General features: G+C 32.5%; 21 protein-coding genes. 16 read left to right on the forward strand and 5 right to left on the reverse strand.

Annotated elements, in window-relative coordinates:
• The first annotated feature begins 10 nt into the window (after positions 1–10).
• Both HMPREF3131_RS00920 and ptsG read left to right on the forward strand, forming a co-directional pair.
• Positions 11–1,750 (forward strand): pyruvate oxidase, encoded by a 1,740-nt coding sequence (locus tag HMPREF3131_RS00920; protein ID WP_002449340.1) that lies wholly within the window; start codon positions 11–13, stop codon positions 1,748–1,750.
• Positions 1,751–2,020: 270 nt separating this feature from the next.
• Positions 2,021–4,048: a glucose-specific PTS transporter subunit IIBC gene (gene ptsG, locus HMPREF3131_RS00925; protein ID WP_070436348.1), complete on the forward strand. Its 2,028-nt coding sequence runs from the start codon at positions 2,021–2,023 to the stop codon at positions 4,046–4,048.
• A gap of 174 nt (positions 4,049–4,222) precedes the next feature.
• On the opposite strand, the gene HMPREF3131_RS00930 is transcribed toward ptsG, so the two are convergent.
• Positions 4,223–5,275, reverse strand: a complete 1,053-nt coding sequence (locus HMPREF3131_RS00930) for a zinc-dependent alcohol dehydrogenase family protein (protein WP_070436349.1) — start codon at positions 5,273–5,275, stop codon at positions 4,223–4,225.
• A gap of 206 nt (positions 5,276–5,481) precedes the next feature.
• Between HMPREF3131_RS00930 and HMPREF3131_RS00935 the strand changes: the two genes are divergently transcribed.
• Positions 5,482–5,808 carry a thioredoxin family protein gene (locus HMPREF3131_RS00935; protein WP_017175066.1) on the forward strand — a complete coding sequence of 109 codons (327 nt, stop codon included), beginning with the start codon at positions 5,482–5,484 and terminating at the stop codon, positions 5,806–5,808.
• Between the two features lie 54 nt (positions 5,809–5,862).
• On the opposite strand, the gene HMPREF3131_RS00940 is transcribed toward HMPREF3131_RS00935, so the two are convergent.
• Positions 5,863–6,825: an L-lactate dehydrogenase gene (locus tag HMPREF3131_RS00940; protein ID WP_017175065.1), complete on the reverse strand. Its 963-nt coding sequence runs from the start codon at positions 6,823–6,825 to the stop codon at positions 5,863–5,865.
• A 161-nt stretch (positions 6,826–6,986) separates the two neighbouring features.
• Between HMPREF3131_RS00940 and HMPREF3131_RS00945 the strand changes: the two genes are divergently transcribed.
• Positions 6,987–7,964, forward strand: a complete 978-nt coding sequence (locus tag HMPREF3131_RS00945) for an alpha/beta hydrolase fold domain-containing protein (RefSeq protein WP_048682925.1) — start codon at positions 6,987–6,989, stop codon at positions 7,962–7,964.
• A gap of 281 nt (positions 7,965–8,245) precedes the next feature.
• Here HMPREF3131_RS00945 and HMPREF3131_RS00950 read toward each other — a convergent pair whose 3' ends face one another.
• Positions 8,246–8,551 (reverse strand): hypothetical protein, encoded by a 306-nt coding sequence (locus tag HMPREF3131_RS00950; protein ID WP_048762467.1) that lies wholly within the window; start codon positions 8,549–8,551, stop codon positions 8,246–8,248.
• Between the two features lie 350 nt (positions 8,552–8,901).
• Here HMPREF3131_RS00950 and pgsB point away from each other — a divergent pair, with 350 nt between their 5' ends.
• The 9 genes from pgsB (at position 8,902) to sdaAA (ending at position 18,604) form a co-directional block, all read left to right on the forward strand.
• Positions 8,902–10,059 (forward strand): poly-gamma-glutamate synthase PgsB, encoded by a 1,158-nt coding sequence (gene pgsB / locus HMPREF3131_RS00955; protein WP_017175062.1) that lies wholly within the window; start codon positions 8,902–8,904, stop codon positions 10,057–10,059.
• Between the two features lies 1 nt (position 10,060).
• Positions 10,061–10,513, forward strand: a complete 453-nt coding sequence (gene pgsC, locus HMPREF3131_RS00960) for a poly-gamma-glutamate biosynthesis protein PgsC (RefSeq protein WP_017175061.1) — start codon at positions 10,061–10,063, stop codon at positions 10,511–10,513.
• A 23-nt stretch (positions 10,514–10,536) separates the two neighbouring features.
• Positions 10,537–11,607 carry a CapA family protein gene (locus tag HMPREF3131_RS00965; protein ID WP_017175060.1) on the forward strand — a complete coding sequence of 357 codons (1,071 nt, stop codon included), beginning with the start codon at positions 10,537–10,539 and terminating at the stop codon, positions 11,605–11,607.
• Entirely contained in the window at positions 11,597–11,758 is a 162-nt protein-coding gene (locus tag HMPREF3131_RS11255) for a hypothetical protein (protein WP_002488200.1), read from the forward strand. Before HMPREF3131_RS00965 ends, HMPREF3131_RS11255 begins: the two co-directional genes overlap by 11 nt.
• A 1-nt stretch (position 11,759) precedes the next feature.
• The gene (locus HMPREF3131_RS00970) at positions 11,760–13,358 is read left to right on the forward strand and encodes a gamma-glutamyltransferase (RefSeq protein ID WP_017175059.1); all 1,599 of its coding nucleotides are present in this window, start codon (positions 11,760–11,762) and stop codon (positions 13,356–13,358) included.
• A gap of 190 nt (positions 13,359–13,548) precedes the next feature.
• Entirely contained in the window at positions 13,549–15,030 is a 1,482-nt protein-coding gene (xylB, locus tag HMPREF3131_RS00975) for a xylulokinase (protein ID WP_048762243.1), read from the forward strand.
• A gap of 925 nt (positions 15,031–15,955) precedes the next feature.
• The gene (locus HMPREF3131_RS00985; RefSeq protein WP_017175056.1) at positions 15,956–16,999 is read left to right on the forward strand and encodes a PTS sugar transporter subunit IIC; all 1,044 of its coding nucleotides are present in this window, start codon (positions 15,956–15,958) and stop codon (positions 16,997–16,999) included.
• 2 nt (positions 17,000–17,001) lie between these two features.
• Positions 17,002–17,688 (forward strand): serine dehydratase beta chain, encoded by a 687-nt coding sequence (locus HMPREF3131_RS00990; protein WP_017175055.1) that lies wholly within the window; start codon positions 17,002–17,004, stop codon positions 17,686–17,688.
• A 13-nt stretch (positions 17,689–17,701) separates the two neighbouring features.
• On the forward strand, positions 17,702–18,604 hold the full coding sequence (sdaAA, locus tag HMPREF3131_RS00995) for an L-serine ammonia-lyase, iron-sulfur-dependent, subunit alpha (protein ID WP_019835129.1): 903 nt from the start codon (positions 17,702–17,704) through the stop codon (positions 18,602–18,604).
• A 398-nt stretch (positions 18,605–19,002) separates the two neighbouring features.
• On the opposite strand, the gene HMPREF3131_RS01005 is transcribed toward sdaAA, so the two are convergent.
• Positions 19,003–19,500 carry a GNAT family N-acetyltransferase gene (locus HMPREF3131_RS01005; RefSeq protein WP_017175052.1) on the reverse strand — a complete coding sequence of 166 codons (498 nt, stop codon included), beginning with the start codon at positions 19,498–19,500 and terminating at the stop codon, positions 19,003–19,005.
• Positions 19,501–19,648: 148 nt separating this feature from the next.
• On the opposite strand from HMPREF3131_RS01005, the gene srtA reads away from it, so the two are divergent.
• Together srtA and HMPREF3131_RS01015 are read left to right on the forward strand one after the other, a co-directional pair.
• The gene (gene srtA, locus HMPREF3131_RS01010) at positions 19,649–20,254 is read left to right on the forward strand and encodes a class A sortase SrtA (RefSeq protein WP_070436350.1); all 606 of its coding nucleotides are present in this window, start codon (positions 19,649–19,651) and stop codon (positions 20,252–20,254) included.
• A 177-nt stretch (positions 20,255–20,431) separates the two neighbouring features.
• The gene (locus HMPREF3131_RS01015) at positions 20,432–21,241 is read left to right on the forward strand and encodes a Cof-type HAD-IIB family hydrolase (RefSeq protein ID WP_070436351.1); all 810 of its coding nucleotides are present in this window, start codon (positions 20,432–20,434) and stop codon (positions 21,239–21,241) included.
• Between the two features lie 89 nt (positions 21,242–21,330).
• Here the strand turns inward: HMPREF3131_RS01015 and HMPREF3131_RS01020 are convergent, their stop codons facing one another.
• Positions 21,331–22,323, reverse strand: a complete 993-nt coding sequence (locus tag HMPREF3131_RS01020; protein ID WP_048679920.1) for a D-lactate dehydrogenase — start codon at positions 22,321–22,323, stop codon at positions 21,331–21,333.
• Between the two features lie 317 nt (positions 22,324–22,640).
• On the opposite strand from HMPREF3131_RS01020, the gene HMPREF3131_RS01025 reads away from it, so the two are divergent.
• Entirely contained in the window at positions 22,641–23,309 is a 669-nt protein-coding gene (locus HMPREF3131_RS01025) for an NAD(P)H-dependent oxidoreductase (RefSeq protein ID WP_079335305.1), read from the forward strand.
• The last annotated feature ends 61 nt before the right edge of the window (positions 23,310–23,370 follow it).

Raw genomic sequence — 23,370 nt, forward strand, 5'->3', positions numbered from 1 at the left:
ATTTAATCAAATGGCGAAGATTAAAGCAAATGAAGCATTAGTTAAAGCATTACAAGCTTGGGATATTGATCACTTATGGGGTATTCCAGGTGACTCAGTTGACGCAGTAGTAGATAATTTAAGAACAGTTAGAGATACTTTCAAATTTTATCATGTACGTCATGAAGAAGTTGCAAGCTTATCAGCTGCAGCATATACAAAGTTAACAGGTAAAATCGGTGTAGCTTTAAGTATTGGTGGACCTGGGATTGTTCACTTATTAAATGGTATGTATGACGCTAAAATGGACCGTGTACCTCAACTTATTATTACAGGTCAAACGAATAGTACATTATTAGGTACAAAATTCTTCCAAGAAACTAACATTTCTAAAATGGTTGACGACGTAGCAGTATTCCATCACCAAGTTCAAAAAGGTGATGACTTATTTGAAATTACAAATGAAGCGATTCGTACTGCATATGAAAAAAATGGTGTAGCCGTTATTATTTGTCCAAATGATCTATTAACTCAAAAAATTAAAGACACTACAAATCGTCCAGTAGATACGTCTAGACCAGTGTTACCAACACCATCTTATCGTAGCATTAAAAAAGCTGCCAAATTAATTAACAAAAGTAAAAAACCAGTTATGCTTGTTGGTGTAGGTGCAAAAAATGCTTCAACTGAATTACAAGACTTCATTGAAGCAGCTAAAATCCCTGTAATTCATACATTACCAGCTAAAACTGTTTTACCTGATTCACATCCATACAGTGTGGGTAACTTAGGTAAAATTGGTACAAAAACGTCTTATCAAACTATTCAAGATGCTGATTTATTAATCATGGCTGGTACTAACTTCCCTTATGCAAATTACTTACCTAAGAAAAATATTAAAGCGATTCAAATCGACACAAATCCAAACGTAATTGGTGAACGTTTCGATATTAATGTTGGTATTGTTGGTGACGTTAAATTAGCATTCCATCAATTAACTGAAGCAATCAAACCAGTACCTCATCGTTCATTCTTAGACAAAACGTTAAAACGTAAAGCTGTATGGGATAAATGGATGGAAAAAGACATGAATAATACAAGTGCTCCAATTCGTCCAGAACGTTTAATGAAAGCTATCAATGATTACAGTAAAGATGACGCTGTATACTCAATCGATGTTGGTACTTCAACTGTTTGGGGTACACGTTACTTAGACTTAAATGTTAATAATAAATTTATTATCTCAGCTTGGTTAGGTACAATGGGTTGCGGTCTTCCAGGTGCCCTTGCTTCTAATATTGCTTACCCAGGTCGTCAAGCAATTGCAATTACTGGTGACGGTGCATTCCAAATGGTAATGCAAGACTTCGCAACTGCTGTTCAATACGATTTACCAATGACAGTCTTCGTATTAAATAACAAACAATTATCATTCATCAAATATGAACAACAAGCTGCTGGTGAATTAGAATATGCCATTGACTTCTCTGATATGGATCATGCTAAATTCGCTGAAGCTGCTGGTGGTAAAGGTTATGTATTAAAAGACCCTAACCGTATTGATGAAATTGTTGAAGCAGCGTTAAATGAAAATGTACCAACTGTTGTTGATGTACATGTTGATCCAAATGCTGCGCCATTACCAGGTCAAATCGTTAACGAAGAAGCATATGGTTATGGTAAATGGGCTTACAGATCTATCACAGAAGATAAAGAATTTGACTTTGATAAAGTACCACCAATCTCTGTAGCTGCTAAACGTTTCTTATAAGAAATAGATTCGACACACTGACGAAAGTAATGCTTTTGTCAGTGTTTTTTTATGAATATTTAAATTATAAAAAATGTAAAATATTAGTAAAAAAGATATTGAAAACGCTTTATATTATAGGTATAATTAAATTGTTAAAAAAGAACTGCGTGTTACTATTTGATTAGGCATGAGCAGATAAGCTATCATTATTTTTGTCATAAATGATGGGCTTATTTGGTCATGCTTTTTTAATGCGTAAAAAAGATATATTGAAAGGATTGAATCAAAATGTTTAAAAAGCTATTTGGACAATTGCAACGTATTGGTAAAGCATTGATGTTACCTGTGGCAATTTTGCCTGCAGCTGGATTATTACTAGCAATTGGAACAGCTTTTCAAGGTGAAGCATTACAGCATTATCTTCCATTTATTAAAAATGGAGTAATTCAAAATATTGCTAACATGATGACAGGTGCTGGTGGTATTATTTTTGATAACTTACCTATCATTTTTGCACTCGGTGTAGCAATAGGACTAGCAGGTGGAGATGGTGTAGCAGCCATTGCAGCTTTTGTCGGATTTATTATTATGAATAAAACAATGGGAGCATTCTTAAATGTTACGCCAGCACAATTGGAAGACCCATCTAAAGGATTCGCAAATGTTTTAGGCATACCTACACTTCAAACTGGAGTGTTTGGTGGGATTATTATAGGGGCTCTAGCAGCTTGGTGTTATAACAAATTTTATAATATTTCCTTACCATCGTATTTAGGGTTCTTTGCGGGTAAACGTTTTGTGCCGATTATGATGGCAACGACATCGTTTATTTTAGCTTTCCCAATGGCTTGGATTTGGCCATTCATTCAAAATGGATTAAATGCATTTAGTACAGGTTTGTTAGAATCTAATACTGGATTGGCAGTATTCTTATTTGGATTTATTAAACGATTACTTATTCCATTTGGTTTACATCATATTTTCCATGCGCCATTCTGGTTTGAATTTGGTTCTTGGAAAAATGCAGCTGGAGAAATTATTCGAGGAGATCAACGTATCTTTATTGAGCAAATACGTGAAGGTGCTCATTTAACTTCAGGTAAATTCATGCAAGGTGAATTTCCTGTTATGATGTTTGGATTACCAGCAGCAGCATTAGCAATTTATCAAACAGCTAAACCTGAGAATAAAAAGGTAGTTGGAGGTTTGATGTTATCAGCAGCTTTAACATCATTCTTAACTGGTATTACTGAACCGTTAGAATTTTCATTCTTATTCGTAGCACCATTATTATTCTTTATTCATGCAGTACTTGATGGGTTATCATTTTTAACACTTTATCTATTACATTTACATCTAGGATATACATTCTCTGGAGGATTCATAGATTTTGTTTTATTAGGTATTCTTCCAAATAAAACACCATGGTGGTTAGTGATTCCAGTAGGATTAGTTTACGCTGTTATTTATTATGTAGTATTTAGATTCTTAATTGTTAAATTCAACTTCAAAACGCCAGGTCGAGAAGATAAACAAGCCTCTGTAGCTAATACATCTGCAAGTAAATTACCATTTGATGTGTTAGATGCAATGGGCGGTAAAGAAAATATCAAGCATTTAGATGCTTGTATTACACGTTTACGTGTTGAAGTCAATGATAAGTCTAAAGTAGACGTTGAAGGACTAAAAGCTCTTGGTGCTTCAGGGGTGCTTGAAGTAGGAAATAATATGCAAGCGATTTTTGGTCCTAAATCAGATCAAATTAAACATGATATGGCACGCATTATGAATGGAGATATCACAAAACCTAGTGAAACCACTGTGACTGAAGATACATCAGATGAGCCAGTACAGTTGGAAGAGGTAAAAGAAACGGATATCTATGCACCAGGTACAGGTCATATAATTCCATTATCTGAAGTGCCAGATAAAGTATTCTCAGAAAAAATGATGGGTGACGGTATTGGATTTGTTCCTGAAAAAGGCGAAATTGTAGCACCATTTGATGGTACAGTTAAAACGATTTTCCCAACGAAACATGCCATCGGTTTAGAATCTGATACAGGAATTGAAGTATTAATTCATATTGGTATCGATACAGTGAAATTGAATGGTGAAGGCTTCGAAAGTTTAGTCGATGTCAATGAACCTGTCACACAAGGTCAACCATTAATGAAAATTAATTTAGCATACTTAAAAGAACATGCGCCAAGTGTCGTTACACCAGTGATTATTACAAATCAAGGTGATAAAACATTAACATTCGATGATGTTGATTCAGTAGATCCTGGTAAGCGTATTATGACAATTAAATAATAAAACAAGCCTGGGACATCATATGTGTCTCAGGCATTTTCAATGTATTGGCGGTCGATGACTGAATTGAAAAGGTGTTGTCTCAAGGTTTTCAATGCTAGTTCTCTTTGCCATAGCAGGGCGACGAATTCAAAAAGAATGCTGTCCCCTTTATTTTTTATTTAATACACAACATTATTCAGTTATATCATTCTCAATTAATAATTTGATTGCTTTATGATCTGTAGCATTTCTAAATAAGTCATAAGCATTTTCAATTTCGCTTAATTTACTATAATGTGTCACGAGTTGTTCAGGTTGAATGATTTTAGATTTGAGAGCTTCCAACAATTCTTCAGTGGTATTAGCAGAAACTAAACCAGTTGTAACGTTGATATTTTTAATCCATAATTTTTCGATATCAAATTGAACGGGTAAGCCGTGAACACCAACATTAGCAATTGTTCCATCGACGCCAATCAACTTTTGACATAAATCAAATGTTGCTGGAATACCAACTGCTTCAATAGCAACATCGACGCCACGATGATTGATATCTTTGATTTGTTTAATTGCTTCATTCACATTACTAGAATTAATTGTATGAGTCGCTCCAAATTTTTTGGCTGTAGCTAAACGATGATCATCTAAATCAATCATAATTATTTTTGAAGGTGAGTAGAATTGAGCAGTTAATAAAGAAGCTAATCCAACTGGTCCAGCACCTACAATAGCAACAGTGCTACCAGGTTTTACTTTTCCTTTTAATACACCAATTTCATAACCAGTCGGTAAAATATCTGAAAGCATCACGAGTGCTTCATCAGGTAAAGAAGTAGGAGCATGATATAAAGAATTATCTGCAAAAGGGACTTTCACATATTCTGCTTGCGTACCATCAACAAGATGACCTAATATCCATCCACCGCCATTTTCACAATGAGCATAGATACCTTTTTTACAGTAATAACATTTGCCACAAGATGAGATACAAGACACAATGACTTTATCGCCGACTTTGAAGTTATTGACATTCGAACCAACAGATTCAACAATACCAATACCTTCGTGACCTAATGTCGTATATTGAGGAACTTCAGGTGTGTCCCCTTTAATAATATGTAAGTCAGTACCACAAATTGTTGTTTTGACCATTCTAATAATAGCGTCAGTACTTTCCGTAACAACTGGTTTTTCTTTATCGACGAGCTTAGCTACGCCAGGTTTTTCATAGATGTAAGCTTTCATGTTGATTCCTCCAATATAAATTGTGAATTATTTCACAAACATTATAACATTAATTTAATAAGATGTATTCTATTTTGAAGAGAAAATCATTGAACTATTGTTGAACGTATTTAACAAGAGGATTTAGATGAAAAAATAAGTGTAACATCGTAAAATAAGTATGTATAAGAGAACGAGACCGTTAAATTAAATAAGTAGGTGAAAATATGACTAAAAATATTGAAAGTATTGAACAATTTCATCAATTTATTCAAACGCATCGATTAGTAGTGATTCATGTTATGCGGAATCATTGTTCAGTATGTCATGCGGTATTGCCACAAATTGAAGATATCGTCAATGATTATTCTAAAGTCCATTTTGCTGTTATCAATCAATCTAATGTAGAAGCTATTGCGGGAGAACTATCTATATTTACTGTTCCAGTGGATTTAATATTTTTGGACGGAAAAGAAATGCATCGACAAGCGCGTTTTATTGATATGCAAGATTTTGAGCACCAATTAAGTTTAATGCATGAGAGTTTAAAATAAGTTAAGAAAGCCTAAACACGATAAATGAATTGTTGTGTTTAGGCTCTTTTATTACTATTTATTTAAAATTGATTCAATGAGAGCATCAGCACGTTGTTGATGCTCTAAAATAATATGACTTGATTGTTTGAAACGAGTAAGTTCATCTTCTTCCAATTTCAGTTCAATGACACGATCAGCACCATTACCGTTAATCACTGTTGGCGTTCCAATATAAAGGTCATTTAGTCCATATTCACCTTCAAGATAACTTGAAACATTCATAATCACATTTTTATTAAATAAAATAGCTTCTACAATACGTACTAAACTTAATGATATACCAAAGTTTGTAGTACCTTTTCGAACGTAAATATCATATCCCACTTGAGTGGTTTGCGAAGCGATAGATTGTTTGAACGTGGTTTGGTCTACTCCTTTATTCAGTAAATCAAGGACAGGTTCACCGGCAATTTGAGCATGAGACCAAACAGCTACTTGAGAATCGCCGTGTTCGCCAATAACAGGCGCATAGACATTTTGTGGTGCCACATCAAACGTGCGACTTAAGAAAAATTCGAAGCGAGCTGTATCTAATGAAGTTCCTGATCCAATAATTTTATTCTTAGGAAATTGAGACACACGTTTTATAACATAACTCATAATATCGACTGGATTAGATGGAAGTACAAAATAACCATCGAAACCATGAGCAATGACTTTTTGAATCATAGGCACAAAGATATTCACATTATCTTCTAATAATTTTAAACGTGTGTCACCTTTATCTAATTTTGCACTTGCACAGATCACGACGATATCAGCATCACTACAATCACTATACGAACCAAGATGTACATCTACAAACTTATCACCAAAAGGTGTAGCATGATTTAAATCCCATACATCTGCTTTTGCTTTATCTTCATCAATATCAATAATAGCTAGTTCATCGACTAGTCCTTTAGCTACAACTGCATGTGCAAACGCAGAACCTACGAATCCACTACCAATCAGCACAATTTTATTTCTTTTCATTCAGCATAACCTACTTTCTAAAATAGAATAAAAATTCTGATAATTATATTTAGAATAGCACTTATCACTACTTTTTTAAATATTTAAAAGTTGAATAAGCGATTTACTAAAATATAACGACTCTGAGGTATATAATAATATAGAGTATAGGAGGTCAAAAGATGAAAAAACGATTATTAACCGTAGCGACATCTGCAATTCTTGGAACTTTAGCTTACATTAAAGTAAAAGAAAAACGCAGTTATCAAAGCTTTATTACTGAAAAATATATTCGTATGTCTGGAATGAAAAAAACATTTGAAAATACGAATGATGCTAAAAAAGCATTAGAGGAAGTTAAACCTTTAACAGCTGGTAAATATGATGGGACGGATTATGAATTTAAACATCGTGCGCATACTAGAAGTATTAATGGATCTGTCACATATATTGTTAATGATAAAAGAGAACCTCATCAAGATGTTGTGCTTTACATTCATGGTGGTGCTTGGTTCCAAGATCCATTAGATAATCATTTTGATTTTATTGATCAACTTGCAGGAGAATTGGATGCACGAGTGATTATGCCTGTTTATCCTAAAGTACCTCACAGAGACTATCGAACAACATTTGAATTACTAAAAAATATTTATCAAAAAGAAATATTGGAAGTTGAAAATCCGCAACATATGACGATAATGGGAGATTCAGCAGGCGGTCAAATCGCTTTATCATTTGCACAATATCTTAAAAAAGAAACACAATTACCACAACCAGGACATATTGTGATGCTGTCTCCAGTTCTTGATGCAACATTTAGTAATCCTGAAGCTAAAAAATATGAAAAAGTAGATCCTATGCTAGGAATTGAAGGAAGTAAATATTTCATTCAATTATGGTCTGGTGATACGCCAATAGAAGACTATAAAATATCGCCAATTAACGGAGATTTAGAGGGTCTTGGTCGTATATCTATTTTTATAGGCACAAAAGAAACGTTATATCCAGATGCATTAAAGCTCTCTAAAATGTTAAATGATAAAGGAATTGAACATGATTTTACACCTGGTTATAACTTATTCCATATTTATCCTATTTTCCCATTACCAGAACGTCAAAAGTTCTTTACACAACTGAAAAATATAATGGGAAAAGATTAAATACTAGTTTGAACATTGGTGTTATTTTTAAAAGCACTCGAATAAAGAATAAAACATCTATGATAGCACATATGACTAGGCTGTTTTTTTAAAAAGATAATAATAAAATAATGAGTAAAATGAATATCATTCTAAGAATTTGAAATGCATTGAAAATCGAATGTTTAGGTTGTAAAATTTCAGCAAAATTCAATAAAAACATGTCACTTATTAATAGTCTAGCAGTAAGTAACATATTAATTCGCATTTTATATAAACATAAAAACAGATACTAACTTGTATTATTCTCTAGAGTTAGTATCTGTTTCTTTATATTCAGTATTAATAGTATCGTTATGTGAAGATAGGGCATCTTCTTTTTCTATTTCAGTAAAATTTGAAGTCGAATGTGGTGATTTGTTTTTATTGATTGTCTCGTGAGAAGATTGAGAACTGTTGTTGATATAACGATGATCAGTATCTAATACAGAATTACTCATGTCATTTCCTTGTAGACTGCCAATCAAAATAAAGATGAGATAACTAGAACAAGCCAGTAAAACTAAAGAAAGATAAATGCCAACTGCAATTTTAACAGGTTTAGCCATAGATTTATCCATTTATGTCCTCCTAGAGTCATAGCAATGTTTACTTATAAACTAACATGAGAGTTTTAAGTAAATGTAAATAAGAAGTAAATATTTATCGATTTACTATTAATAAATGTAAGGTAATTAAATTTGTCGATATTAATTTGAAATAATCAATAATTTATTCGAGAAAATATTGATATTCTATTAACTTTTTTATAATTTTATACTATTTTTAACTGAATATTTACATTTTTAAAACTGACTAAATATTAAGATGATAGCATACCCTTATTAAAGTGTTTAACGCATTCATTAAGATAATATTAAATGAAAGAAAAAATATGTTTAAAGAGAGGGACTTCAGTTTGATTCTCATTATCATTTGTATCGCTTTGATATTATTTCTAGGAATTAGAGAGAAAAAGCGACATACACACCGTTTAAATAAGATTCCTCTACGAATAAATATTAATGGTATTCGTGGTAAATCAACTATTACAAGAATGATTTATAGTATTTTGCGAGAAGATCAATATCATGTCATTGGTAAAACAACAGGCACTGATGCCAGAATGTTGTATTGGTTTACAGAGAAAGAATATCCTGTCCTTAGAAAACCGCAAGGCGCCAACATAGGAGAACAAAGAGACATTGTGCAAAAAGTAGTTAAGCAAAAAGGCAATGCGCTTGTTAATGAATGTATGGCAGTGAATCCAGATTATCAAATTGTCTTTCAAGAAGATTTAGTAAAAGCGAATATTGGTGTCATTGTCAATGTTATGGAAGACCATATGGACGTATTAGGGCCGACACTTCAAGATATTGCTCAAGCATTTACTGCAACGATTCCCCGAAATGGAAAATTAGTAGTCATGAAGGATGAGTTTACAGACTTTTTTGCTAAGGAAGCTAAAAAACGTAAAACTGAACTTATTGTTGTAGATAAAAATGATATACCTGAATCATACTTAAGGAAATTTAATTATTTAGTATTTCCTGATAATGTCGCTATCGCTTTAGGTGTAGCGCAAGCTGTAGGAGTTGAAAAAGACGTTGCACTGCGCGGCATGTTAAATGCACCTCCTGATCCAGGAGCGGTTGAAATTAAATATTTTAATGCAAATAACACAAAAAATGTATTTGTTAATGCGTTTGCTGCTAATGAGCCTCAGTCTACGAAAGCGATATTAAATAAAGTAGAATCATACGATTATCCTTATACAAAAAAAGTAGTGATTCTTAACTGTCGTTCTGACAGGGTGGATCGAACGCGACAGTTCGTTGAGAATTTTATTGAGGACGTCGAATTCGATACCTTAATTTGTACAGGAAAAAGCACGCAAATGGTTACAGATTTAATGCAACATCTACCTGAAAAAACATACATAAACCTTGAAAATCATGATTTTTCAGATATAGAAAAAGCGATTCTTAGTGAATCACATCAGGCACTCATATTTTGTGTTGGAAATATTCATGGTCCAGGTGGAAAAATAGCAGAATTTATAGAAGGGATAGAATAAAATGATAGGTTCGGAATTATACTTTTCCCTATTTGTTGGTATTGTATTAAGTTTAATTTTTGCAGAAAAATTTGGGATTAATCCCGCAGGTCTTGTTGTACCTGGTTATTTAGCACTTATTTTTGATCAACCCATTATGTTACTATCTGTGTTGGTCATTAGTTGTCTCACTTATTTTATTGTTACGTTTGGTATTAGTAGATGGGTCATTCTTTATGGTAGACGTAAATTTGCAGCGATGATTTTAACTGGTATGGTTCTAAAATTTGTTTTTGATTTAATTTATCCACTCACTCCATTTGAAGTTGTAGAGGTTTCAGGTATCGGAGTTGTTATTCCTGGTATTATTGCCAATACCATTCAAAAACAAGGTGTTGTAATTACATTAGCTACGACAATGTTATTAACATGTATTACTTATGTCATCTTGTTCTTATATAGCTTTATTAATTAATCGCGAGCGAGGAGCGCATAATAATGAAAAAGAAAAAACGATTATCAGCGAGCGAATGGTTACTTAAGCAATCGAAACGACATAAACGAAGAAACTTTTTGTATACGTTTATTGTCTTAGTTATCACAGTAGTACTTCTAATTTTTGCTATTCGAGCTGTTAAAGTTGAACCTGTAGAGGCGATGCCACATTCGGGTAATAGTATTAGAAATACATATTTAGGAAATATCACTTTGAATAATGACATCAGAAAAGTCAATTTAAATGATGTTTTTAAAAGTTTAAGACAGCCATTACAACAAAGTGATTTTTCCACAGCTTCTTTATATGTGAACCAATTTTCTAAAAATCCTAAAGAAAATATAAACAAAAACATAGAAAACATTATGTTTTTAAAAAAACAAAATATTAAAAGTATCAATTTAATTAATAGCACTATAGATAATGTACAAGCGCAAGATTTATCCAAAAAAGTTGAAGCACAAACAGATTATAATTTTTTAACTGGAAATGGTTCGAATCCAATTAATAGTAAAACAGTGCAACAAAAAGTTAAAAATAAAAAAGTCGCTAATGTTTCGTTCACAGATATTGAATCGTATTATGAAGATCCTTTAAAAAATACGACATCTATTAGCTTAGATCCCAAAATTTTTGTACCATTAATTAAAAACTTAAAGGAAAACAATGATCTTGTAGTTGTGAACGTAGATTGGGGGATTCCTAACGAACGTAATGTAACAGATCGCCAAAAAGCTTATGCCCATGCATTAGTTGATGCAGGTGCAGATGTAATCATTGGCCATAATACAGTTATACAAAGTATTGAGAAATATAAACATGCTAGTATTTTTTATAGTTTAGGAAATTTAACCTCTGCTGATTTTCTATCAAAAAATCAAAAAAGTATAGTTGTTCAACATGATTGGGATGGTCAGCATCATCAATTTCAAATTACACCTGTTCGCTCTGCAGATGGAAAATTAACAAAAGATCATATGAATAGTATGGAGTCACAACGTTATTACAATAATATTAAAGATAAAACAATTCATCTGAAAGAAAAGAATGGGGGGTATTCTTTTGAATATTAAACAACATTGGTTACCTATTGTTACAACACTCATTATTATTGCTATTTTATTAATGGTTACATTTGCTAGAGCAAATGAAGGTCTCGATAATTACGAAAAAAATGAATTAAATAAAGCCACGGAGCAATATTTATCTAAAGGGGCCAAGTAGTATGAATATCTATAATAAAGTGACACTATCAGTCATTTTAGTGATTACAATTTTAATCTCATTTATATTTTATTTTTTTAATAAAGAAGATAAACTTGATAAAGATGATCTATATGAAAACAAGATTGCTAACCGTAAATCAGCAACCTCTGATGAGCAAAAAACGTATGGTGTCGCTTCAAACAATGCGATCGCAACACGTGTAGGTAATAAAATTATTGAAGATGGTGGTAATGCAGTTGACGCAGCGGAAGGTGTCGCATACGCGCTTGCAGTAACAGAACCTCATTCATCTGGATTAGGTGGTGGCGGCGCTACACTTACCTACGATGGTAAAAATGGTGAAGAACCTCGCATGTATGAATATAAAACAACATCTTCATTTAATTACAAAAAGGGAGATAAAATAGGGACACCTGGTTTTGTACGCGGTTTACATGATATGCATGAAAAAGAAGGTAAAATGGATGAGAAAAAAATCTTAAACTATGTCATTCCATTAGCTGAAGATGGCTTTGAAGTAGATTCAGAGTTAGAACGTAGCTTGAAATTATTTGGTTCTGACATTGATCGAAACTCTCCCTTCTTTAAAGGCAAGCGTACAGTTCGTGAAGGTGCAATTGTAAAACAACCTGCTTTAGCAAATACTTTAAAGAAAATTCGAGATAAAGGACCGGATTATTTTTATAATCATATTGGAAAAAGTTTATCTAAACAATTAAAAAATCAACTCACTGAAGAGGATTTTAAACAAGTAAAGACAGAAGAAAAGAAACCTATTAGTACAAAATATTTAAACAATACTGTTTATGCTGCATCTAACCCATTAGGTGGAATCTTAATGGAACAAGGTTTGAAGATTGATGAAAGCGTAAATTCTGCAAATGATCGTACAGATTATATTACAGGGATTGTCAAATCTCGTGATATTATGTATCGAAATAGAGATATTGTTAATGGCAAAGAATCTAGTAGCAATACCTACTTGTCTCAAGATTATTTATTAGATAAGATTAACGGTATCAATTTTGACGAACAAGGTAGTGACTTCAATACACAACGTATTGATAACACAAGTACAACACACTTTGTAGTGATTGATAAGAACGGTAAGTTAGCAAGTACTACAAATACATTATCAAGCTTCTTTGGAACAGGTAAATATGTTAAAGAAGGTTTTTATATGAACAACTCGCTAACAAACTTTTCAACAGATCCAAACAGTCCAAACTATGGTGAGAAACATAAAGCACCACGTTCTTATACGTCACCTACTATTATTGTTGGACCCGACTTCTATATGGGTATTGGTTCGCCTGGAGGAAATAAAATTCCAACGATTCTTAATGAAGTCATTGTAGATTATTTAAGAGGAAATGGGACGTTACAAGAATCTATTAATAAGCCACGTTTTTATAATGATGGTGGAACAATCTTCTATGAAAATGCTATGGATGATAATGATGTCAATATTTTCAAAAGTCTAGGTTTTGGTGTAGAAGAAAAACGTAACGATCCTAACTTTGGTAGTGTTCAAGGTGCGGTTTATAACAAGCAAGATAGAACAGTGGAAGTTGGACAAGATGTAGGAAACAGATAATAAAAAGGGACAAAAATCAATCGGTTTTTGTCCTTTTTTTATTTACTTAAAATAAGTATTGAAATAATTATTTAAAACGCTATCATAAATACATAGATAGCTAAATTTAATTTATATATAATAGAAAATATAAAAATAATAAATTGTCATTAATATAATTATATGAATAGTGATATAAAGGGTGAGTCGTATGAAAGAAGCAGTATTAGGTATTGATCTTGGAACTAGCGCAGTTAAAATTATTGCGGTAAATCAATCAGGCCATGTGATTACTTCAACAAGTGTGCCTTTAAATTTAATACAATCCCAACCTGGATATAGTGAACAAGATCCAGAGGAATGGTTTAATGCAGTTAAAACAGGCATATATCAGTTAAATCATTCTGATGAAATGAAATTATATAAAGTGAAGGGTATCTCATTCTCAGGGCAAATGCATGGGCTAGTAGCTTTAGATAAAGAAGGTCACCCTGTACGACATGCTATTCTTTGGAATGATACACGTAATTCAGAACAATGTAAGCAAATTAGATCGGTTTATGGAGAGCGATTAAATGGAAATCCGATTCTTGAGGGTTTTACACTTCCTAAGATGATGTGGGTAAGTACTCATGAACCTGAACTATGGAAGAAAGTAGATGTGTTCGTTCTTCCTAAAGATTATGTACGTTATCGTTTAACAGGTAAGATTCACATGGAATATTCTGACGCTGCAAGTACGCTCCTTCTTAATCCAGAAACGCATGATTGGTCAAAAGAAGTTGGAGATACATTTGATATAGGAGATGTTTATCCCTCACTTGTGAAATCCACAGACGAAGTTGGAACTATTCAAGAACCCTTAGTGAGTGAACTGGGTTTTACATCTTCGGTAAAAGTATTTGCTGGGGGTGGAGATAATGCTTGTGGTGCAATTGGTGCAGGTATAATCAATGATAATGATACATTATGTAGTATTGGTACTTCTGGTGTAATCGTAAACGTAGAAAAAAGTAATCAAACGCACTATAAAAATAATATACATTTTTTTGATCATAGTGTTCCAAATACATATTATGCAATGGGAGTAACGCTGGCTGCAGGATATAGTCTTAATTGGTTAAAGAGAACATTTTTTGAGAACGATACGTTTGATGAAATTGTTAAACAAGCGAGTACCTCTTCAATAGGTGCAAATCGTTTATTATTTGCACCTTACCTAGCTGGTGAGCGTACACCACATGGCGATGCATTTATTCGAGGAAGTTTCATTGGCATTAGCGGTAACCATTCTAAATCAGACTTTGCACGAGCGGTACTAGAAGGTATTACCTTTTCTTTATATGATTCAATTCAATTGATGCGAGAAGCGGGAAAAGAAATTACACATATTACTTCAATTGGTGGAGGAGCAAAAAGTGAATTTTGGCTTCAAATGCAAGCTGATATTTTTAATGCATCTATACGTAAATTGAAGCATGAAGAAGGACCAAGTATGGGGGCAGCAATGATTGCGGCGTATGGGTTACAATGGTTTGATTCTTTTGATGACTGTGTAGCGCAATTTATAGACGTTGAACATATATATGAACCAAATTTGCAACGACATCAACAATATGAATCTTATTACAATATTTATAAACAAATCTATCAACATACACATCAACTTACAGAAGCATTATTAAAGGTTTAAAGTGTTTAGCACATGATTATTTAGAAAGAAACTCGAAGAATCAGATGATAAAGTAGGGACAGATATCGTTTTTATGTCCCTACTTTTTAATAGTAAATTCCCATTAATATCCCTTATTATAATTAAAATATTATATTTTTTAATAAATATATTGACAAAAACCTAATATAGATATTAAATAATATATATAAATTCCTCATTCCAAATAACATTATCTGTTAAGTATGGAAAGGAGTGATAGTTATGAACAATACTCATTTCATTGATCAACTATCACACGTAAATATGATTGAGACGCTTTATTTAAATTCCAATGATTTAAAACCCTCTATGAATCTTTTCCTAAATTTATTATTTAAACGATTATTACTAGAATACTATGTATACATTCGTACAATTTATAATAAGTATGCATGTTTAGAAACGCCATTTCTATCCTTTCAACTTTTTTTCAATAATTTTCATGAGTTATTTTATATCATGTATACACTCATCGATACGCAAAATATAACAACTTATTCTAACGTTTTAGAATAGTAAAACGATATAGTTAAGTATGTTTGTGTGTATAAGAGATCCACCCCATTAAGAAATAGAGTGAGTAAGAAAACAATAAATAATTGATAAAATTCAATCAAGTGGTGAACATTCATATTACTAAAAGATGTATTATAACTGAGTGTATTTATAAACATCTTTTTCAGTAGAAGTGAGTATATTTCTCGTTTCTACTGTTTTTTTATGAACAAAATTAATATTTTGCGTCTAATTTTTTTTACATGAAAATTAAATTCGTTAAAATACTTAAAATGTGAATTATTTCACAAATAAATTTTAGATTTACTGTATTAGGTGTTGAAAACGTTTTCCAAGGGGTGTACTATGACATTGGCTAGGAAATTAGAGAGAAAGAGGTTATCGGGAAATGAATATTATTTTAGGCGTTGGGACTCTTGTATTAGTATTAATTGTAATGACACTTTTCTTAAACTTTGCACCATATGGGAAACAAGGATTACAAGCACTGTCGGGAGCAGCGTGTGCAACTTTCTTGCCACAGGCATTCTTAAGTTATGCGATAGGTGGCGTTTTCCATATTCACTTCTTCCAAGTGATTGGAGATTTAGCAGGGAGTTTAGCTGGCGTTGCAGTAGGAATTTTGACATGTGTTAATTTAGGTATTTCACCAGTATTTGCAGTTATCGTTGGTTTAGTATTACATGATTTTAAATTATTACCAGCATTTATTGCAGCGTATATTATTTCATTTGGTATTAAATTTATTGAGAAAAAAGTACCAGAAGGTTTAGACTTAATTGCAGTTATTTTAATTGCTCCAGCTGTTGCATTTGGCTTAGCAACAGTCATTAGCCCAGGAGTAATGGCTGTATTGCAACAAATTGGTGGTGCAATTACTGCTGTAGGAGATAGTCATCCATACGCTTTAGCAGTGATACTTGGATTAGTCATTCCAGTTACAGGTATGACACCATTAAGTTCAATGGTACTGACAAGCTTATTAGGTTTAACAGGTGTACCAATGGCAATCGGTGCATTAACTTGTACAGGCGCTTCATTTGTTAACTACGTGATGTTTAGTAGATTAAACATTGGTGGTCCATCTAAAGCATTTGCAGTTTTTGTTGAACCGCTCACTCAAATTGATTTAATTGCTAAATATCCATTACAATTATATGGAACAAATGCCTTGATTGGTGTAGTAAATGCATGTATTGTAACATTTAGTGGACTAGTAATAAATGTAAAAGGTATGGCTACACCAATTGCTGGTGCAATTGTATTGTTTGGCTTTAATACACCTATGAAAGCAGTAATTACAATCATTGCTGTAGCAATTTCAAGTATCATTTTGGCGTTCGTGATCAGTACATTGATTAAAAAATTCAATCTCATGGATTTATCTATCAAATTACCATCTAAACAAAAACAACCTAAGGAGAGTGTTTAAGAATGGCTACTAAAAAAAGTTATGACTATCAAAGTGCGTTTGATATTATTGGACCAGTCATGATGGGACCTTCAAGTTCTCATACAGCTGGAGCAGTAAAAATAGGGAATGCTGCTTTTAATGTACTCGGAGGCATTAAACCAGAAACATTAGCAATTCATTATTATGAATCATTCGCAAAAACACACCAAGGGCATGGTACAGATTTAGCAATTGTAGGTGGTGCAATGGGTTATAGTACGTTCGATAATCGAATTAAAGATTCATTAACTATTGCTAACGATTTAGGTATTCATGTTGACATTATTGAAGAAGATGGAGAAAGTATTGGAGAACATCCAAATTGTGCTTATTTAATTGCTGAAGCAAATGGACGTCATATTGAAGTGATTGGTAATTCTATAGGTGGCGGTACCATTAAATTGAGAAGAATTAGTGTTGAAGGTATAGATGTTAACTTTAATCATGGCTTACCCATTTTAGTCATGGATGGATCTAAAAATAAGTCGGAAGTGAATCATTTCTTAAATGAAGTAAACGAACTTGGCGTAAGTATAGACGAAGAATTGGTTGAAACAGATGATGATAATAGTTTAGTTGTTTTACCGTTAACAAAAGCAATCAAAGAATCAACATTAAATCAAATCAAAGAAAAATATAATCACTTAAATATATCCTATATAAAATAAAGGAGGATTAAAAATGTTCGATTCAATTAGAGAAACTATAGATTATGCTGTTGAAAACAATATGTCATTCGCGGATATTATGATTCAAGAAGAAATGGAATTATCAGGTCAATCACGTGATGAAGTTAGAGATTTAATGAAAGAAAATTTACAAGTCATGCGTGATGCTGTAGTTAAAGGGACTACAGGAGATGGGGTAGAAAGTGTCACAGGTTATACAGGACATGATGCAGCTAAAATCCGTGATTATAACGAGAATTATCATGCTTTATCAGGCCATGAAATGATGGAAGCAGTTAAAGGCGCTGTAGCAACAAATGAAGTCAATGCAGCAATGGGGATTATTTGTGCAACACCGACAGCTGGTTCCTCCGGTACGATTCCGGGCGTATTATTTAAATTAGAAAAAACACATGGTTTAACAGAAGATCAAATGATTGATTTTCTATTTGTTGCATCATTATTTGGACGTGTGGTTGCAAATAATGCGAGTGTTGCTGGAGCAACGGGAGGTTGTCAAGCAGAGGTAGGTTCAGCATCAGCTATGGCAGCAGCAGCTGCAGTATCTGTCTTTGGTGGTGAACCAGAAGCTTCAGGTCATGCGATGGCATTAGCTATTAGTAACTTATTAGGCCTTGTGTGTGACCCAGTGGCTGGACTTGTTGAAATTCCATGCGTCATGCGTAATGCCATTGGTTCAGGAAATGCATTAATTTCAGCTGATTTAGCTTTAGCTGGTGTGAAAAGTAGAATTCCAGTCGATGAAGTCATCGAAGCGATGGACAAAGTAGGGCGAAACTTACCTGCACAACTTAGAGAAACTGGACTAGGTGGTTTAGCAGGTACACCAACAGGAGAAGCCATTAAACAAAAAATCTTTGGTAATGCAGAAGACCCAGTCAATAGTTTTTCATAACATTTAAAATCCTAAACCATTCTTGAATGACAACATATTCAAGAGTGGTTTTTTTACGCCTTAAATTATCAGAAAATTTCAAAAAAAGTAATTGCAATATTTCACTTTTGGATATAAAATAACTCAAAAGGGGATGATGATATGCTTAGATTATATCTCTTATTTTTAGCCTTCATCATTAATACAACGTTAACGCGTGTATGGACGATCGAAGGAACTTGGGAGAATCTTTTACTTCAATCAATGTCCATGAGTATAATGTTTGTATTTCTTTTTTACTATGTGTGTTTTATGCTTGAAAATAGAAAACATGAAAAAATAGATAGCCTTAGAGATGAAGAATAAACAAAAAAGTCGAGACAGTTATGTGAATAACAAGATCTCGATTTTTTTATGAGTTATTTATCCGTATTTAAATCATATTGATAGAAAGCTAAATCAAGCCAACGTTCAAATTTATAGCCTACGTTTTCAATCGTACCAGCATGTTTAAAATTGAATTTTTCATGAAGTTTAATACTTGCTTCATTTGATGCATCTATGCCTGCAACTATAGTGCGATACTGGCGGTGTTTAGCATCATCAATTAAATGCTCGAGTAAATGTGATGCCACGCCTCTTCCACGATAATCTTTATTTACATATATAGAATGCTCAATAGAATATAAATAGGCAGGCCAATTTCTAAATTGACCATACGTGGCAAACCCAGCAACTTTATTATCTATTTCAAATATAAATATAGGTTCGTTTGCAAGCACTTTTGTTTCGAACCATGCTTCTCGTTCAGCAAGACTTTGTGGATTATAAGTATATACAGCAGTTGTATTCAGTATGGCATCATTATAAATATTTAATATATCAGGTAAATCTTTACGTTCTGCTTTTCTAATCATGATAAGCACCTACTTATAGTATTTATTGTTAATTTAAGCACTTGCATGAAGTTAAATCAAATATATGTCATATAATCTAACATTTTATTTAGAAAAATAAATGATATACTATGAATTAAGAATTTTAAAATTAAAGGAGTACTACTTAGTGAAAAATTGGACAAATCGACTCATGACCATTATTGGTGTGATTTTGATATTAGTAGCAGTATATTTATTTGCGAAACCATATATTGATAATTACTTACATCAAAAAGATAATGACGATAAAATAGAACAATATGATAAAAATGATAAAAGCAATACATCAAAAGAAAAACCTACGATTCCAAAAGATAAATCGAAAATGGCAGGGTATATCAGTGTACCCGATGCGGAAATCAAAGAACCTGTTTATCCTGGTCCTGCGACACCTGAACAACTTAATAGAGGTGTAAGTTTTGCAGAAGGTGATGAATCACTTGATGATCAAAATATTTCTATTGCAGGACATACATTTACTGATCGTCCACATTACCAATTTACAAATTTAAAAGCAGCAAAAAAAGGCAGCAAAGTTTATTTTAAAGTTGGAGATGAAACTCGAGAATATAAAATGACAAGCATTCGAGATGTAGATCCTGAAGATGTTCAAGTATTGGACGAACATAAAGGGGAAACTAATCAACTGACATTAATAACGTGTGATAATTATAATCAACAAACAGGCGTTTGGGAAAAAAGAAAAATTTTCGTAGCTAAACAAATTAAATAAATATTTTAGTTGACCGTTCATCTTCTCATTGATGAGCGGTTTTTATGCATAAAATTTTATTCTTTGTATGTAATTTCTAAATGTGAATATAGTTTCACTCTTCAAGTACTGACTTCAATCCCAATCATAAGGTGGATATAATGGACGATGAAAAGTATTGTAAGGGGGAAACCACTCATGATTAGAGCCATTGCAGTAGATATGGATGGGACATTTTTAGATACAAATAAAGAATATGACAAAGCGCGCTTTGAGATAATTTATCAAGAATTAAAACGAAGACATATTGAATTTATTGCAGCCAGTGGTAATCAATATGCTAAGTTAAAGTCTATTTTTGGAGAGCGAGACATGTACTTCATTTCTGAGAATGGTGCAGTGATTTATCATGGTAATCAATTGTATAATTACCGTAGTTTTGATCAAACCATATATGAAAAAGTAGTGAATTATATTCATCTTGATCAACATATCGACGAATTCATTGTATGTGGACTTAAAAGTGCATATATTTTAAAAGATACGTCAGAAGCCTTTAAAAAAGATGCCCATTTTTATTATCGTCAATTAGAAGAAATAGATACATTTCAACCTTTACCTAATGATGAATATGTGAAGATTGCATTAAATATTAATCGTGAGACACATCCCACTTTGGATACAGATTTAGAAACAAAGTTTAAAGAAGAAATTAAACTGGTTTCAAGTGGCCATGATAGTATTGATATTATTATGCCTAATATGACAAAAGGCCAAGCGTTAAAACGTTTGTTAAAAAAATGGGAAATGTTACCATCTGAATTAATGGCATTCGGTGATGCTAACAATGATAAAGATATGCTAGAATTTGCAGAGCATAGTTATGTTATGGCAAATAGCCATGATCAATCATTATTTGATATTGCAAAATTTATAGCGCCAAGTAATGATGAACAAGGGGTACTTCAAATTATAGAAGAAAAAGTATTAAAGAGTGAGACAGAATAATTCGTCGTCTCATTCAGTAGTCGACTACTAACACATAAAAAAGGCCTAGGACATCATAAGTTGTCCCAGGCCTTTTTATATATTAAATCTTAGTTTAATTGAGTGTCACATTTACCTGTGTTAATTACAGATAATGCAGCATTTAATCCACCTTCAACTAAGTTTCTAACTGCTTCATCTGAGAAGAAAGCAATATGAGGTGTCACTAAGATGTTTTCATTTTCAATTAATTCAAGTAACGTTTTATCTTCAATTTCTTTACCTGTCCAGTCATATGTGAAGTAATCAGCTTCATTTTCATATGTGTCAATGGCAGCACCGTATAAAGTACCATTATTTACAGCATTAATTAAAGCTGGTGTATCAATAACAGCACCACGAGCGGCATTTACTAATACAGCGCCTTTTTTCACTTTGCTAAACATGTCAGCATTGAATAAGTGGAAGCTTTCTTTGTTAGCAGGTACATGTAAAGAAATGATATCAGCATCGGCAATGGCTTCTTCAACTGAATCTTTATATTCTAAGAAATCTAATGAGTTGTTTGGATATGCATCATAGCCTACTACTTTTGCGCCAAAACCAGCATAAATTTTACCAGTTGCAGCACCAATACGGCCTGTACCGATAATTGCAACAGTCATGTTTTTAACAGGTGTAGACATGATAGGTGCAGCCCATTTGAAATTATGTTCTTGAACGCGTTTTTCAATTGCAGGGAATTTACGTACTAATTGTAAAGCGATTGATACTGAGTATTCAGCAATTGTTTCAGGTGAATAACTTGGTACGTTAGAAATTACAATATTGTGTTTTTTTGCAAGATCTAAATCATACATATCAAAACCAGCAGTACGTTGAGCGATTTGTTTAATACCGTATTTTTCAAGTTTAGGATAAACAGAATCTGATAATTTACCGAATTGCATTGTAGTTACGCCATCGAAACCTTCTAATTGATCTACTGTGTCTTCGCTTAAAATTTCTTCAGAAGTAACAACTTCTACATTGTGTTCTTTACCCCAATTTAAAGCGTCTTTTTTTTCGTAATCACGAGTTCCGAAAAACATAATTTTTGTCATTAAAATAACCCCATTTCATTTTGTATAAAAAAGTTAAAATTTAATAAATACGTAAGACTAAAGTTAAAGTAAGAGATTTGGTACAAAATCATTAAATATTATCTCTAACAAAACTTACAACCCTATTATATTGTGAATTAGTTCACAAATCAATTAAAAAGGATTTTTTATTTTGTATAATGTGAAATTATATACATAAAATATCATTTAAAATGAAATATTACAACTTAGAATTAGACAAATCATTTTGAGCTAATTATTTTGGCTAAAATAGTTTGTATTTTATAATTTGAGTAAGATTTTTAATAGAGGAGTGGATGACTATCAATCAGATTCAAAATACCATTATAGATGCGTTTAAATTTAGATTTGCTACTAAGGAATTCGATACAACAAAAAAGATAAGTGATTCTGAATTTAATACAATTCTTGAAGCAGGACGATTATCTCCTAGTTCGTTAGGCCTTGAGCCTTGGAGATTTCTTGTGATTCAAAACGAAACGCTGCGTGAGAAATTAATACCTTATAGTTCTGGTGCACAAAAGCAACTTAAATCTGCCAGTCATTTTGTACTAATTTTAGCTCGTAAGAATGTAACACAGACGTCTGATTATGTACAGTCATTTATTAGAGGGATTAAGCAGTATGAAGAGAGCACCATTCCAATGTTTGAAGATAAAGTACAGGGATTCCAAACACGTTTTCATATTAATGACAACGCTAGAACCATTTTGGATTGGGCGTCTAAACAAACCTACATTGCATTAGGTAATATGATGACAGCAGCTGCATTAATGAATATTGATTCCTGTCCAATGGAAGGTTTCGATTTAGATGGCGTAACTGAGTTATTAGAACATGAAGGAATCATTGATAGTAATCAGTTTGCACCTTCAGTTATGGTAGCTTTTGGTTACAGAAAAGAGAATCCTACAAAACCTAAAACACGTCAACCACAAGAAGATGTAATTGAATGGTTAAATTAAGCATAGTTTTGTAAAAAAAGGGTAAATAATAAATATACAAAACGTATCAATGATGAAGTGA

This window comes from Staphylococcus sp. HMSC14C01 (assembly GCF_001808085.1).
GTDB lineage: Bacteria > Bacillota > Bacilli > Staphylococcales > Staphylococcaceae > Staphylococcus > Staphylococcus hominis.